This is a genomic window from Candidatus Poriferisodalis sp. (assembly GCF_965208485.1).
Classification (GTDB): Bacteria; Actinomycetota; Acidimicrobiia; order Acidimicrobiales; family Poriferisodalaceae; genus Poriferisodalis.
Genome location: NZ_OZ242344.1, coordinates 3240415 through 3254517, shown reverse-complemented (window position 1 = coordinate 3254517; position 14103 = coordinate 3240415). Strand labels below are relative to the sequence as shown.

The window sequence follows — 14103 nt, the reverse complement described above, 5'->3', positions numbered from 1 at the left end:
AGATTTCCATAAGGTTTCGGAAATCTAGGGACACTCACACAGGCCTGTCAACGCGACCAGCGGCGCTCACCGGATCGGACCAGTGGAGCCCCGCGTGACAAGCTCGGCATCAAGGAAGACCTGACGTTCGGCCTCGCTGGTTTCATTCACCACATCGAGGAGTTGCAGACACAGTGTCTCGCCGACGACCCGCGGTGACCGGCGAACTGTCGTGAGCCCGGGCGTCGCGTAGCGGCCCGCTGCAATGTCGTCGAAGCCGGTAATGCTGAGTTCGCCGGGCACGCCGATGCCGGCATCTCGCGCGGCGGCAAGCGCCCCGAGGGCGAGAAGATCGTTTTGCGCGACGATCGCGGTCGGCCGGTCCGCTTTGCGGAACAGGTTGCGAGCCGCGGCGTAGCCGGAGTCTTCGTGGAAGTCGGCTTCGACGACCAAGTCTGGATCAACGGCGATCCCGCATCCGGCGGCTGCGTGCTCGAACGACCGGAACCGGTAGCGCGACATGCTGAAGTGCGCCGGTTCGATGATGCAGCCGATCCGCCGATGACCGAGGTCGGCGAGATGGGCGACGATGGGATTCATGACGTGGTCGACGTCGTCGACGAAGGGAAAGGACGGAGTGTCGCAACCTCGACCGAAGGCAACGAACGGGAAGCCGGCCTCCGTCAAGAATCCGATGCGCGGATCGTCGACCTCAGTTCGCACTAGGACGAAGCCGTCGGCCTGCCGCCGCTGGAATGCCTGCTGGTAGTTCTTGAAATCGTGCGCTGATCCGACGCTGACCACCAATCTCACTTCGACCTGCCGCGCCGTTGCGGCTGCGACGAGGCCCGCGAGGAGTTCCGCGAAGAAGGCATTGCTGAAGTGCAGCTCGCTCTGGGGGAGCACGAGGCCGATGGCGTCTGCTTGCACCGATCCGGTTCTCAGCCGGCGGGCTTCGAGATTGGGGATATAGCCCAGCTCAGCAGCCACGGCGCGGGCGCGTGTCTTTGTCTTCTCGGCGACATCCCACTTGTCATTCAGCGCCCGCGACGTCTGGGTGACGGACATGCCCAGTTCCCGCGCAACATCGTGGAGAGTAACCCTGCCGTTCGCCGGCGCCATCGTCATGACGCTACCCGCGGCCTTGCAACCTTCGCCGGGACGAGATTGGTCGGGTCAGACTTCGACCATCAAGGTGACGGGGCCGTCGTTGGTGAGCTCCACCTCCATGTGAGCACCGAATGACCCGGTGGCCACCGTCGCGCCGAGGCGGCGAAGCTCCGCTGCCAGCTCGTCGATGAGCTTGGCGGCCTCATCCGGTGCTGCTGCGGCCACGAACGAGGGGCGCCGGCCCTTGCGGGTGTCGCCGTACAGCGTGAACTGGCTGACCACCAGCACCTCGCCGCTGGTGTCGGCGACCGACCTGTTCATCTGGCCGTTGTCGTCGGCGAAGATGCGCAGGTTCCAGAGCTTGCCGGCCAGCTTGCGGGCCGACTCGGCGCTGTCGCTGTGCGTGGCACCGACCAGGCAGCACAGTCCGGGGCCGATCTCGCCGACCATCCTGCCGCCGACGCGTACCCGGGCCTCGGCGACCCGCTGCAGCAGAGCTCGCATGCTCAGGCGATGATCGCGTCGGCTTCGATTTCGATGACGAGGTCGGGATGGACCAGCGCTGACACCTCGACGAGCGTGGAGGCCGGCCGGATCTCGCCGAACACCTCGCCATGCGCACGGCTGAAATCGCCCGACATGGAGATGTCGGTCACGAAGGATCGCGTCCGGATGACGTCGCCCATCTGGGCGCCGGCCTCGCTGAGTGCTCGCTTGATGATCTCGAAGGCGGCCATGGATTGCGCGTAGCAATCGCCAGGGTGCGCCACACCGTCGGGACCCAGCGTGGTGCTGCCGGCGACAGCGACATGGTTGCCGATCCGGACTGCTCGTGAATAACCGGCGACAGCCTCCATCGGCCCGCTGCTCGAGATGTTCTGTCGTTCACTCATGCCCACATTGTGGATCGCGTGTGCAGCCAACGCGCTCGAGAGGGGCTCAGCCTTGGCGGCACTGCCTCATGCAAGGACCTCATGCAAGGACTCAGACGAGAGCGTCGACACTGATCCGGTGGGCGATGACAGCAGCATTATCTTGCTGTCATGGCTAGGCATCACGCTCAAGAGCATCGTGCACCGCGCGCCGATCTGACCCGACGACATGCAGCGTCGGCATCGCGGCCGGCAGTTCGGAGGCGGTTCACCGGGGCTGTAGCCGTGGCGGTGCTCATCGTCGCGGCCTGCAGCAGCGACATCTCCGCCGACGAGCCCGCAGCCGCGACATCCACGGAAGCCGCCGCTGCACCCGACGACACAGACGCTCCCGGCGACGGAGCGCAGCCCAGCGGCGGCACGCTCGTGCTGGCGGTCGAGCAGTGGCCCGAGTGCATCAACCCGGTGACGTCATGCGCCAACGCGTCGTGGACGCTGTGGTCGGTGCTCGTGCACGTCTTGCCACGGCTGATGGAGCTCGACGTGGGCAACGACTTCGTGGCGTCGTCGCTGCTGGTCGAGGCGCCCAGCGTGGACAACGGCGGCTTGGTCACCGCCGAGGACGGAACGTTCACGCTCACCTACCGTCTGAACCCCGAGGCCGTCTGGAGCGACGGCACGCCGATCACCAGCACCGACGTGTGGTTCACATGGCGGGCCGGTCTCGACACCACCGGCACCCTCAGCACCATCGGCTTGGAACTGATCACCGACATCGATCATTCCGACCCGCACACTGCAGTCGTCACCTTCAGCGAGTCCTACGCGCCGTGGCAGACGCTGTTCGGCGGGCTGCTGCCCGCCCACGAACTCGGACCCGACACCGACATCGCAGACAAATGGAACGACGAGATCACCATTTCGGGCGGGCCGTGGATTTCCGAGGAATGGGGTGCTCAGCAGCACATCATGGTGCCCAATCGCAACTACTGGGATGCCGATCGGATCCCGCAGCTCGACCGGGTGGTGATGGTGCCCCGCGAGGACACCGACTCTGAAATGCTGGCCCTGCAGACCGGCGAGGTCATGGCTGCGTTCCCTCAGCCCTTCCCCGGGGCAAATGACCGCATCGCCGGTGACTTGGTTTCCGCCGTCGGGGAGGGCACCTTCATCGAGGGGCTCTGGATCAATCAGGACGCCCCCGACCGCCGCTTCGATCTCACCACGAACGTCCGCCAAGCGATTGCCTACGCGCTCGACCGCGAGCGTATCGCCGATGTTGCGCTCGGTTCGATCATTCCCGACCCGCAGGTGTTGCAGTGCGCCGGTTGGAATCCGGGCTTCGGCGACTGGTGCCGGCCCGATTTCGAGCAGTACGGCCCCGATGCTGCCAAGGTCGCTGAGCTGCTGGAAGCCGAAGGCTGGACGCGGCCCGATCCCGACGGTCTGTGGATCAATGCCGACGGTGAAGAACTGGTGCTGGCGTGGAACACCGTCGCCGGCAACAAGCGCCGCGAGGACGTGCAGGCGCTGGTCGTGGAGATGACCGCGCCGTACGGCATCGGCTGGGAGATCATCAACTACGACGCCGGGGAGCTGTTCCAGAATCGCCTGCCGGTGATGAATTTCGGCCCGGTGGCACTGTTCGCCAACAGCACCAATCCTGACCCGTCGGTGACCAGCTTCTATGACATCGACGGGGTGCCGACCGAAGAGAACGGCTACACCGGACAGAACTTCACGGCATACCGCAGCCAGCAGGCCAGCGACTTGGCGTTTGAGATCGACGCAGAGGTGGATCCGGCAGCGCGTCTCGAGCTGGTGCATCAGCTGAGCAAGATCCTGGCCGACGACATGCCGTGGATCCCGCTGTACGTGCTGCCGAACCTGCTGGTGTGGGACACGTCGGTGGTCGATGGCCCAGGCGCCTACGCCTCGAGCCCATACGGCGGGTTCTTCGACATGTACGACTGGACTGTGACGGAGTGATGCAGGCAAGGTGACGCCATCAGCGTGACGCGCGGCGCGGGTTCGGGAGCGAGACAGTTGCTGCGCTACGTGCTCCGGCGATTGGCGGCAGCGGTGCCGATACTGCTGGCCATCTCGTTCGGCGTCTTCTGGGCGGCAAACCAGATCGCCAAGCCAGGAATCGATCTGGCGCTCAACCCGCGGATCACACCTGCAGCCCGGACGGCCTATCTCGACTCCCTCGGTCTCAATGACCCGCTGGTCGTTCGCTACCTGCGGTGGCTGGCCGACTTCGTGTCCGGCGACCTGGGCGTCTCACTGGTCCGCAACGGCGCAGAGGTGTGGCCCATCGTGCGGACAGCGCTGGCCAACACGCTGCTGCTGGTCGTCATCGCCATCGCGGCATCGTTGGCCTTGGGGATCACCGTCGGGACGCTGTCCGCGGTCCGCAGCGGCTCGCTGATCGACGACACCGTCACCACGCTGTCGTTCGTGGGCATCTCGATCCCGGTCTTCTGGCTGGGGCTGATGCTGCAGTTGTTCTTCGGGCTCTGGCTGGCGAACTGGCTGGGTGTGACGCCGCCGCTGCTGCCGACCGCGGGCTTGTACTCGCCCGGTCAGCAGGGCTTCGATCTCGTTGACCGCCTGCGGCACCTTGCACTGCCGGCGATGGCCTTGTCGCTGCAGCTGGTGGCCGTCTACAGCCGCTACATGCGGGCGAGCCTGCTCGATGTCCTGAGCTCGGATCATGTCCGGGTGGCCCGAGGCAAAGGCATGCGGGAGCGCACCGTCATCATCCGTCACGGTGTCCGCAACGCGCTCATCCCGGTAACGACGCAGGCCGCCATCGACATGGGCCAACTCGTCGGCGGGCTCATCGTGACCGAGCAGGTGTTCGAGTACCCCGGTATGGGGCGGCTGTTCCTGAAGTCCCTGTTCGACGGCGACTACACGATGCTGCTGGCCACCACCATGCTGGTGGCCGCCGCAGTGTTCCTCATGAATCTCGCAGCCGATCTGTTCTACGGCGTGCTCGACCCGCGGATCCGTCGTGGCACACGCTGAGCTCGCACAGCCCGAGCGGCCCGGGGTCACTGCGTGGCGGCGATTCACCCGCCGCCGCCTCTCGCTGGTGTCGTTGGCGGTGCTTGTCGGCATCGTGCTTGCCGCAGTGGGCGCCGACATGCTCGCTCCGTACCCCCAAGGCGAGCAGCACCTCGACGACCTCGTAGCTCCGCCCAGCGTCGATTATCTGCTGGGCACCGACACGCTGGGCCGGGACACGCTCAGTCAGATGCTCTACGCGGGGCGCATTTCGTTGGCTGTGGGACTGGCGGTCGCGCTGCTGGCCACGGTCGCCGGGACGCTCATCGGGATGGCGGCCGGTTACCTCGGCGGGGTCACCGATGCGCTGTTGATGCGGTTCACCGACTCGTTGCTCGCACTGCCGGGCCTGATGGTGATAGCCATGCTCGCGAGGCTGCTCGGAGACAGCATGTGGGACGTCGTGCTGGCCCTCGCGCCGCTGGGCTGGATGGCCCTCGCCCGGATCATCCGCGGCAGAGTACTCGTGCTGCGAGAGCAGGAGTTCATCGCAGCAGCAAAGGCGATGGGCGCCCCGATTCGGCGGATCATGTTCAGGCACCTGCTGCCGAATCTGGTCGGCGAGATTTCCGTGGCGGTCTCGCTCGCTGCTGCTGGCGCCATCCTTGCCGAATCGGTGCTCAGCTTCTTGGGCCTCGGCGTGAGTCCCGCCCATACGCCGACATGGGGGAACATGCTGGGCGGCAACGAAGGCTTCACCACCGTTGCGCCGTGGCTGGTCGTCGCGCCGGGCACGGCCATCGCCGTGACGGTGCTCGCCGTCAATTTCGTCGGCGACGGGCTGCGCGACGCCTTCGATGTGCGCAGCGACGGTCGCGAGCGTTTGCCGAATCGAAGTTGTTCCCAAGGTGGGAGTCACCGTTCGCGCCGATAGACAACGGGCCGCAATTCCACCACCGGGGGTCGCATCTGTGCTGATGTGTAATCCCCGATTCACTTCAGGAGAGGAACTCGATCGTGGCGAACAAGGCAGAGACCATCAAGGCGGTAGCAGCTAGGGCCGGCGTGACTGCGGGCGATGCGGACCGCACGCTGACAGCATTCTTCGATCTCGTCGTGGAGGAAGTCAAGTCCGGCGGCAAGGTCAGCTGGCCGGGATTCGGCTCGTTCTCCATGTCCGAGCGCGGTGCTCGCATGGGCCGCAACCCCCAGACCGGCGAGTCCATTGAGATCGGCCCGAGCCGCTCGCTGAAGCTGGCAACTGCATCCGCCATGAAAAAGCACCTGATGAGCTGAGCTGGCACTCAGTCTCCCGCAGCTCATACAGCCAGCGAGGCTCACACAGCCGAGGCTCACACAGCGAGATCTACGCGACCGGCGTGTACGGCAGCAGCGCCTCACGCCGGTCGCGTTGCATCGTTGCCATGCAGGCGCATGATGCCAGCGCAATCGCAGCGATGGCCCAGTAGGTCGCGTTGAAGCTCCCGGTCCGATCGGCGAGCCAGCCGCTCGCTGTCGGCCCTATGACCGACGCGGGGCCGTAGAACATCGTCATCGTGCCGAGAACCGCGGCAAACGTGCGATCAGAGACGTGATCGCTCACGAACGTCGCGATGAGCGACGGGTACGAAAACGACGCTCCGCCGAAGAGCACCACTGCGGCAACGATCAAGGCGCCGGGAGCGCGTGTCGCCAAGGCGGCGCTGGCGCCGGCGCTCAGAGCCATGACTGTGGCCATGGTCGCGGGCCGTGCCATCCGGTCGCTGAGACGGCCGAAGGCCAGCGCGCCCGCGATCGAGCCCGCGCCCATCCACGAGAACACCAGCGTCGCGGCGGTGCGACTGAAGTCATGGTCGCCCTCCAGCGCTCGCCCCAGGAAATTCGCGAACGAGGAAGTCATGTACGCGAACCCCATGTAGGCCGCGACAGCGCGCTTCCATCCGTGAATCCGGCGCAGTGCCCCGAAGCCGCCTGCGGCGCCGACTCGCTCGGTGCGTCGAGCACGGACCAAGACCGACAGCGCTGCCAGCAGCAGAACCGAGAGCGCAGCCTGGGCCAGCCAGATGGGCCGCCAGATCGCATCGTCGGCTGCAATGCTGCGCAGAGCCGTGGTCGCGAGGGGCACGCCGATGAGTGCGGCGCCCATGGTGGCGGTGAGCGTGCCCAGTGCGGCGCCGCGGCGGCTTGCCGGCACGCCATCGCTGGCGATCACGGGTGCGGTGAGCCAGATGCCGCCTCCGCCGAGTCCGGCCAGCGCGGTCCCGATCACTACTGCTGCCGGGCCTGACGCGGTGCCGATCACCGCGAGGCCCACGGTAGAGGTGACAATGCCGGCTCGCAGCAGCGTGAACGGTTCGATGCGCCCAGCAGTGAACGTGACGATGACCACTCCGGCGAAGTAGGCGCCCATATTGGCCGAGCCGAGTGCGCCGATCAGCGTGTCGCCGAACTCGAGATCTTCTGCCATCGCGGGTACCAGTACACCCACTGTGGCCCGCCCGAAGACATGCGACACCACACCCGACAGGGCGACGAGGAGCACCCGGCCCCAACGCACGCGCTCGAGCGAAGACCCCGTTGGGGTGCTGGCAGCACCGGCGGGGGAAGGGGGAGGCGCAGCCGCATCGCCAGACCCGTCTTGTCGACGGGTGATTGGGTCCCGCGAGACCCCGAAGACATCGGGCAGGCGACCCATCAGCAGATCTCGGCGAGGGTCAATGTCCCGGCGTGAACCTGATCGGAAGCGATGTCGGGCCCCAGATCCCGTCCGAGAGCGGCTTCCACTTCACCTCGCCGTCGAACCGCAAGTCCGGCATTCGCGTCGCTATCGCCTTGAATGACTCCTGCAGTTCGGCTCGGGCCAGGAACGCTCCCAAGCAGTAGTGGATACCGCTGCCGAAGGTCATGTGGGGTGTGCCCGAGCGTCGGGTGATGTCGAAGTCGGTGGGCTCAGCGAACTTCTCGTCGTCGTAGTTGGCTCCCACCAGGCTCGGGAAGATGAACGTGTCGGGCGGGAACTCGATGTCGCGATAGATGATCGGCTCGCTCGCAAACCGAGCGGTGCCCCGGATCGCGCCGAGATAGCGCATGACCTCTTCGACGGCGCCGGGCGCCAGTGACGGGTCATCGGCGATGCGACGGAGCTGGTCGGGGTGCTGGCAGAACAGCGCCACCGCGCACGCGAGCTGGTTGCGCGTCGTGTCCGTGCCGGCGAGCAGCAGCGAGTTTGCCAGCGACAGCATTTCCTCGGTCGTCAGCCGGTCTCCTTCTTCCTCGGCGGCTATCAGGTCCGTCAGCAGGTCGTCGCGCGGAGACGTCCGCCGCTCTGCAATGAGCGCTGTCATGTAGGTCTCCATCTCGTCCTGCGCTGCGACGATCACAGGGCCGTCCCGATGCAGGTTGCCGTTGAAGATCCGGAAGATGTCAGTCGCCAGCCGACCGAACAGCTTCCAGTCCTCGCGCGGAGCGCCAAGCATCTCGCAGATGATCGGAATCGGGTAGGGCTCGCACACTTCGCTGACGAACTCGGCGCTGCCCCGTGCGCAGACCGGGTCGAGCAGTTCGTTGATGACCTCCGCCATGAACGGGCGCAGCCGCTCGGCCGATTTCGGCGTGAACGCGGGTCCCACGAGGCGCCGGATTCGGTGATGCTCTTCGCCCTCCATGGCCAAGATGTTGCGACCGCTGCGTCGCCTGAAATCCGGATGGTCATAGCCCTGCATGTCCGCAATCAGCCCGATAGCGGAGTACCAGCGGTCGTCGCGCAGCATGGCAGTGGCGTCGTCGTAACGGGTGATGACATAGCCCAGCGGGGTCCGCGCGATCCAGTCTCCGCTGTTGATGAGCTTGAGCAACGCCTGCCGCTGCTCTTTCCATGTCGTCGGATCCAGCTCCATCTCGGGCATGTCCACATCGGCAACCTGCACCGCCATGTGCGCACCCTAACCAGTGCTGCGCTGGTGCCGGTTCCGGCACGCTTGGGGTCGCAGCCGTAGCATTCCGGCGATGAGCACCCCCCCGCCTGCAGGCAGCGATTCAGCGAACGGCACCGTCTCGACCAGCCGGCACGGCAAGGTGCTGCTGGTCGAGGTGGACGACGGCAAGGCCAACGCCTTCTCGGTGTCGATGCTGGCAGCGCTCGACGCCCAGATCGACGCTGCCGAAGCCGACGACGGCATCGGGGCGGTCGTGATAGCGGGCAACGATCGGGCCTTCTTCGCGGGATTCGATCTCAACGTGATCCGCGGCGACGACCGGGCGGCCATGACCGAACTGGTCACCGCCGGCGGAGCGATGGTGCGGCGGGCCTACGGCTCGTCGGTGCCGGTAGTGGCGGCATGCACCGGTCACGCGGTCGCCGCAGGGGCGCTGCTGCTGCTCGGCTGCGACCACCGTGTCGGGTCCGACGCGCCGGTCAAGATCGGTCTGAACGAGGTAGCCATCGCGTTGACGCTGCCCGACTGGGCTATGACGATCGCCAAGGAGCGGCTGTCGCGCCGCCACCTGCAGCGCTGCGTTGCCAACGCCCGCCTGCTCGATGGATCCGGCGCGGTCGAGGCCGGCTACCTCGACGAAGCCGTCAACCCTGATGCCGTCGTGGACAGAGCAGTCGAGGTGGCCGCCGAGCTGGCGGAGACGCTCGACGCACGCGCCTACGCCGGCACGGTGAGAGCGCTGCGCGGCGACGTGCTCGCTTCGATGGACGCATCGATCGATCGGGATCGGGCTGCTGCGGCGTGACTGCTGCGGCATGAGACGACGCCCTGCACAACGCGTCGGCACATCGAAGGGGACCAGCGAAATGGAGGCTCAGCGATGAAGGCCATCGTCTTCGACGAGCACGGTGACATCGACGTCCTGTCCTGCCGCGACATCGACACTCCCGACCTGCGACCGGGCGAGGTGCGCATCGCGGTGCGGGCCTGCTCGCTCAACTACCACGACGTGTTCACCCGCCGGGGCATGCCGGGCATCAAGGTGCCGCTGCCGGGCATTCCCGGCTGTGACGCGGCGGGTCAGGTCGCCGAACTGGGTCCCGGCGTGGAGGGCTGGTCGGTCGGGGACCGAGCGCTGGCAGACCCGGTCCACTGGGACCGCGACACCGGCAAGATCTTCATGATCGGCGACACCCTGTGGGGCGCGTATGCCGAGTACGTCACGGTGCGCGACAGCCAGCTGATCTCGCTGCCCGATGACGTCTCCTACGCCGACGCCGCGTGCCTGCCGGTGGCGTATGGGACCGCACACCGGATGATGATCACCCGGGGCGAGGTCGGCCCCGACGATGCTGTGTTGATCCTGGGCGCCAGCGGGGGAGTGGGCACCAGCGCCCTGCTGATCTCCAAGATGCGGGGTGCGAAGGTGATTGCTGCTGCGGGTACCGACGAGAAGTGCGAGCGCCTCGCTGAGCTCGGCGCTGACGAGACCATCAACTACTCCGAGGTGGACATCGCCCGCTACTGCCGGGAGCAGACCGGCGGCCTGTTCGCCGGGGGCGGTTATGACGTCGTGGTGAACTTCACCGGCGGCGACACATGGGCCCGCTCGCTGCGATGCGTGCGCCAGCGCGGCCGGGTGCTCACCTGCGGGGCGACAGCGGGCTACGACCCGCCGACCGACCTGCGCTTCATCTGGACGGCGGAGATGGACATCCGGGGCTCCAACGGCTGGCAGCGCAGCGACCTCGACGAGCTCTTGCGGCTGGTGCAGTCACGCGAGTTGGTGCCGGTCATCGATTCGCTGGTGCCGTTGCCCGACGGCGTCGAGGCGCACCGGGCCATGGAGGAGCGCCGTTTCTTCGGCAAGATCGTCATCACCGCCGACGCGCCGGTCTGAGCTTCGTAGCCGTGGCCGCGATGGGAGGCCTCCGGCCTGCGGCGGCGACAGCGACGACATAGTCGTCATCGACTTCCGTTTCCGCCAGATCGTCACCGAGCACCCGGACCGTTCGTGGGCTTCGGCTCGGTCGAGCCCAGCGACGTCGCCGCGGCGGTCGCGGCGGTCGGCGAGCTGGCCGCCCACGGCATGCGTGGCGTCACGGTCGACCCGTCCACCGCGCAGATCAGCCGCAGGTTCAACGACCGGGCGCTCTGCCCGATCTATGAGGAGGCACAGCGTCTCGGCCTCATCGTGTCCACCACCATGAGCTGCCTGCTGGGTCCGTATCAAGACGACTGCTGCCCTGAGTACGTCGCCCATGTCGCCACTGACTTCCCCGGCCTCACCGTGTTCATCCAGCACGGCGGCTGGCCGTATGTGCGCGAGGCGCTGGGTGTGGCCTACAAGCAGCCCAACGTCGTGATCGTGCCGGCGCCGGCGGCACGCAACCGCGTCGGCGTTGCTGACGAGCGAGTCGGAGAGCCTTTCTGCGGCCCCAGACAACCCCAGCCCACCGCCTCGCGAAGAATCACGGCTAGAGACCCAGCGCGGACTTGAGATCTTCGACGCGGTCGAGACGCTCCCAAGGGAACGCGTCACTGTTGGGCTCACGGCCGAAGTGGCCGTACGCTGCTGTGGTCTTGTAGATCGGCCGGCGCAGATTCAAGGCCGCCAGCAGGGCGGCGGGGCGCAGATCGAACACCTCGGCCACTGCCGATGAGATTGCCTCGGGATCGACCTTGGCCGTGCCGAATGTCTCCACCAGCAGCGAGACGGGTTCCGCACGGCCGATGGCGTACGCCACCTGCATCTCGCAGCGGTCTGCCGCACCGCAGGCCACGATGTTCTTCGCCACCCAGCGAGCACCGTATGCAGCCGAACGGTCGACTTTGGAGGGATCCTTGCCGCTGAACGCACCGCCGCCGTGACGAGCGTAGCCACCGTAGGTATCGACGATGATCTTGCGGCCGGTGAGTCCCGCGTCGGCGACCGGCCCGCCGCTGACGAAGCTGCCGGACGGGTTCACCAGCAACTCGAAGTCGTCGTCGGCGAATCGCTCCGGCAGGGTCGGGCAGATCACGTGCTCTGCCAGATCGGGGCGCATCATCGCATCGATCTCGACACCTTCGATGTGCTGGGCGGACACGACGATCGTGCGCAAGGCCACCGGCTCGCCGTCGCGGTACTCGAAGCTCACCTGCGTCTTGCCGTCCGGTCGCAGGTACGGGATGCAGCCTGACCGGCGGGCCTCGGTGAGCTGTTCGGCCATGCGGTGCGCGATGTGGATCGGCAGCGGCATCAACGCATCGGTCTCACGGCAGGCATAGCCGAACATCATCCCTTGGTCTCCGGCGCCCTGGTCAGGGATGCTGTCCTCATGGGCGGCTGCGTCGCTGCTGCCGAACACGCCCTTGGTGATCTCCGGGGACTGCTCGTCGAGCGCGATCATCACGCCGCATGTGTTGCCGTCGAAGCCCAGCTCGCCATGGTCGTAGCCGATGCCGATGATGGTGTCGCGCACCACCCGGGGAATGTCGATGTAGGCCTCGGTGGACACCTCGCCCGCCACCACGACGAGGCCGGTGGTGACCAGCGTCTCCACAGCCACCCTGGCGTGTCGGTCCTCAGCGATCAGCGAGTCCAGGATGGCGTCGGAGATCTGGTCGGCCATCTTGTCGGGATGGCCTTCGGTCACCGATTCTGAGGTGAAGGTCCACTGGCTCAACGTGGTCCCCGTTCAGTCGTGTCGGCCCGTTGCTATCGCCGTTTGCGGCAGCGCGGCAAGGTTAGACGCCGTGAACCGAAACGCTGCAGCCTCTGAGGACTCGAGCCAGCAGGCACTGATACGACAGCTGTTCGCCTCGAACTCTGCTCTGGTTACCGACCGGCTCTCGCCTACCTGCGCGATCCCTAGCGGCGAAGCTCGGCGACGGCGTCGAGAACCGCGTCCGCGACCTCCCGCTTTGAGCAGATCGGCAGCGGCCGCACGGTGCCGTCGGCCAGCAGGATCGTCACGATGTTGGTGTCGTGCGCGAATCCCGCGCCTGCCGCCGAGACGTCGTTCGCCACCATGACGTCGAGGTTCTTGCGGGCCAGCTTCTGCGCTGCGTTGTCGAGCACGTCGGCCGTCTCGGCAGCGAAGCCGACCAGCACCTGCCCGGGCGGCTTTGCGGTGCCGAGGCCGGCGAGGATGTCCTTGGTGTGCTCGAGCACGATGACTGGGGCCTCCGCGCTGGAGCCGGGATCGCCCTTCTTGATCTTCTGTGCAGCGACTTTCGCAGGCCGGAAGTCGGCCACCGCGGCAGCCATGACGATCACGTCAGCGTCGGCGTACGCCGCAACCGCGGCGTCCATCTCGGCTGCGGAGGTGACGCGTACCTCGCGCACACCCTCGGGCTGCGGCAGCGGGGCGCTGGTGACCAGCGTGACTTCTGCGCCGCGATCTCGGGCAGCGGTCGCGATGGCGTAGCCCTGCTTGCCAGATGACCGGTTGCCGATGAAGCGAACCGGGTCGATCGCCTCGCGGGTGCCGCCGGCGCTGACGGTCACGCTGACGCCCGCGAAGTCGCGGCATGCCGTCAGCGGCTGGCGGGCGGGATCGGACTCCGGCAGACCAGCGAGCACAGCCTCGACGGCCGCAAAGATCGTGGCCGGTTCGGCGAGGCGGCCTGTCCCGACATCCCCGCCGGCGAGCCGGCCCGCTTCGGGCACCACGAGGTGCACGCCCCGGCCGGCCAGCACCTCGATGTTGTGCTGGGTCGCATCGTGCTCCCACATCTCGGTGTGCATGGCCGGGCAGACCACGACCGGCGCCCGGGTGGCGAGCAGCGTGGCGGTGAGCAAACCGTCGGAGATGCCCGCGGCGTAGCTCCCGATGACCCGCGCCGTGGCGGGCGCCACGACGATGACGTCGGCTGTCTGGCCCAGAGTCGTATGGGGAATGGGATCATCCTCGCCGAAGATTGATGTCTGCACCCGCTCGCTGGCAAGTGCGTCAAACGTGGCGCGTCCGACAAAACGCTGCGCTGCCGCGGTCATCACCGGGATGACATGCGCACCGGCGTCCATCATCAGCCGACACAGGATCACGGCCTTGTACGCAGCGATGCCGCCGCTGACGCCGAGCACGACACGGCACCCGGAAAACGGCGAATCCGGTGTGGCTTCAGGATGACCGGCAGAATCCGTCACTGCCGCGACAGGATACGCCTCTCGGTCACATCACGACAGGGCCGATGATGCTGGGCCTGTT

General features: G+C 66.8%; 14 protein-coding genes. 7 read left to right on the top strand and 7 right to left on the bottom strand.

Features of this window, described 5'->3' with window-relative positions:
* Positions 1-66: 66 nt before the first annotated feature.
* From ACOGXQ_RS15150 to ACOGXQ_RS15140, 3 genes are read right to left on the bottom strand one after another with little or no spacing between them, the layout of a single operon-like run.
* On the bottom strand, positions 67-1101 hold the full coding sequence (locus tag ACOGXQ_RS15150) for a LacI family DNA-binding transcriptional regulator (RefSeq protein WP_419944453.1): 1035 nt from the start codon (positions 1099-1101) through the stop codon (positions 67-69).
* Between the two features lie 54 nt (positions 1102-1155).
* Positions 1156-1593: a D-aminoacyl-tRNA deacylase gene (gene dtd / locus ACOGXQ_RS15145; RefSeq protein ID WP_419944452.1), complete on the bottom strand. Its 438-nt coding sequence runs from the start codon at positions 1591-1593 to the stop codon at positions 1156-1158.
* Positions 1594-1595: 2 nt separating this feature from the next.
* Complete coding sequence (locus ACOGXQ_RS15140) at positions 1596-1982, bottom strand: RidA family protein (RefSeq protein WP_419944451.1); 387 nt, start codon at positions 1980-1982, stop codon at positions 1596-1598.
* Between the two features lie 264 nt (positions 1983-2246).
* On the opposite strand from ACOGXQ_RS15140, the gene ACOGXQ_RS15135 reads away from it, so the two are divergent.
* The 4 genes from ACOGXQ_RS15135 to ACOGXQ_RS15120 all read left to right on the top strand — a co-directional run bounded on the left by ACOGXQ_RS15135 (position 2247) and on the right by ACOGXQ_RS15120 (position 6269).
* Positions 2247-3950: an ABC transporter substrate-binding protein gene (locus ACOGXQ_RS15135; protein ID WP_419944450.1), complete on the top strand. Its 1704-nt coding sequence runs from the start codon at positions 2247-2249 to the stop codon at positions 3948-3950.
* A gap of 24 nt (positions 3951-3974) precedes the next feature.
* Positions 3975-4994 carry an ABC transporter permease gene (locus ACOGXQ_RS15130; protein WP_419944449.1) on the top strand — a complete coding sequence of 340 codons (1020 nt, stop codon included), beginning with the start codon at positions 3975-3977 and terminating at the stop codon, positions 4992-4994.
* Positions 4981-5907 carry an ABC transporter permease gene (locus ACOGXQ_RS15125; RefSeq protein WP_419944448.1) on the top strand — a complete coding sequence of 309 codons (927 nt, stop codon included), beginning with the start codon at positions 4981-4983 and terminating at the stop codon, positions 5905-5907. Before ACOGXQ_RS15130 ends, ACOGXQ_RS15125 begins: the two co-directional genes overlap by 14 nt.
* An 83-nt stretch (positions 5908-5990) precedes the next feature.
* Positions 5991-6269, top strand: a complete 279-nt coding sequence (locus ACOGXQ_RS15120) for an HU family DNA-binding protein (RefSeq protein WP_419944447.1) — start codon at positions 5991-5993, stop codon at positions 6267-6269.
* 70 nt (positions 6270-6339) lie between these two features.
* On the opposite strand, the gene ACOGXQ_RS15115 is transcribed toward ACOGXQ_RS15120, so the two are convergent.
* Together ACOGXQ_RS15115 and ACOGXQ_RS15110 are read right to left on the bottom strand one after the other, a co-directional pair.
* Positions 6340-7530 carry an MFS transporter gene (locus ACOGXQ_RS15115; RefSeq protein WP_419944446.1) on the bottom strand — a complete coding sequence of 397 codons (1191 nt, stop codon included), beginning with the start codon at positions 7528-7530 and terminating at the stop codon, positions 6340-6342.
* Positions 7531-7687: 157 nt separating this feature from the next.
* Positions 7688-8905, bottom strand: a complete 1218-nt coding sequence (locus ACOGXQ_RS15110) for a cytochrome P450 (RefSeq protein ID WP_419944445.1) — start codon at positions 8903-8905, stop codon at positions 7688-7690.
* Positions 8906-8978: 73 nt separating this feature from the next.
* Between ACOGXQ_RS15110 and ACOGXQ_RS15105 the strand changes: the two genes are divergently transcribed.
* The 3 genes from ACOGXQ_RS15105 (at position 8979) to ACOGXQ_RS15095 (ending at position 11408) form a co-directional block, all read left to right on the top strand.
* Positions 8979-9713: a crotonase/enoyl-CoA hydratase family protein gene (locus ACOGXQ_RS15105; RefSeq protein WP_419944444.1), complete on the top strand. Its 735-nt coding sequence runs from the start codon at positions 8979-8981 to the stop codon at positions 9711-9713.
* Between the two features lie 75 nt (positions 9714-9788).
* On the top strand, positions 9789-10808 hold the full coding sequence (locus tag ACOGXQ_RS15100) for a zinc-binding dehydrogenase (protein WP_419944443.1): 1020 nt from the start codon (positions 9789-9791) through the stop codon (positions 10806-10808).
* A 114-nt stretch (positions 10809-10922) separates the two neighbouring features.
* On the top strand, positions 10923-11408 hold the full coding sequence (locus ACOGXQ_RS15095) for an amidohydrolase family protein (RefSeq protein ID WP_419944442.1): 486 nt from the start codon (positions 10923-10925) through the stop codon (positions 11406-11408).
* Here ACOGXQ_RS15095 and metK read toward each other — a convergent pair.
* Together metK and coaBC are read right to left on the bottom strand one after the other, a co-directional pair.
* A complete protein-coding gene (metK, locus tag ACOGXQ_RS15090; protein WP_419944441.1) occupies positions 11386-12576 on the bottom strand; it encodes a methionine adenosyltransferase in 1191 nt (396 codons plus the stop codon). The two genes, ACOGXQ_RS15095 and metK, sit on opposite strands and share 23 nt — an antisense overlap.
* Positions 12577-12761: 185 nt before the next feature.
* On the bottom strand, positions 12762-14042 hold the full coding sequence (gene coaBC / locus ACOGXQ_RS15085; protein WP_419944440.1) for a bifunctional phosphopantothenoylcysteine decarboxylase/phosphopantothenate--cysteine ligase CoaBC: 1281 nt from the start codon (positions 14040-14042) through the stop codon (positions 12762-12764).
* Positions 14043-14103: the final 61 nt, after the last annotated feature.

Coding starts and splice junctions, on each gene's coding strand:
- ACOGXQ_RS15105 (WP_419944444.1), top strand. CDS start 8,979: ATGAGCACCCCCCCGCCTGCAGGCAGCGATTCAGCGAACGGCACCGTC.
- ACOGXQ_RS15150 (WP_419944453.1), bottom strand. CDS start 1,101: ATGGCGCCGGCGAACGGCAGGGTTACTCTCCACGATGTTGCGCGGGAA.
- ACOGXQ_RS15140 (WP_419944451.1), bottom strand. CDS start 1,982: ATGAGTGAACGACAGAACATCTCGAGCAGCGGGCCGATGGAGGCTGTC.
- ACOGXQ_RS15100 (WP_419944443.1), top strand. CDS start 9,789: ATGAAGGCCATCGTCTTCGACGAGCACGGTGACATCGACGTCCTGTCC.
- dtd (WP_419944452.1), bottom strand. CDS start 1,593: ATGCGAGCTCTGCTGCAGCGGGTCGCCGAGGCCCGGGTACGCGTCGGC.
- ACOGXQ_RS15110 (WP_419944445.1), bottom strand. CDS start 8,905: ATGGCGGTGCAGGTTGCCGATGTGGACATGCCCGAGATGGAGCTGGAT.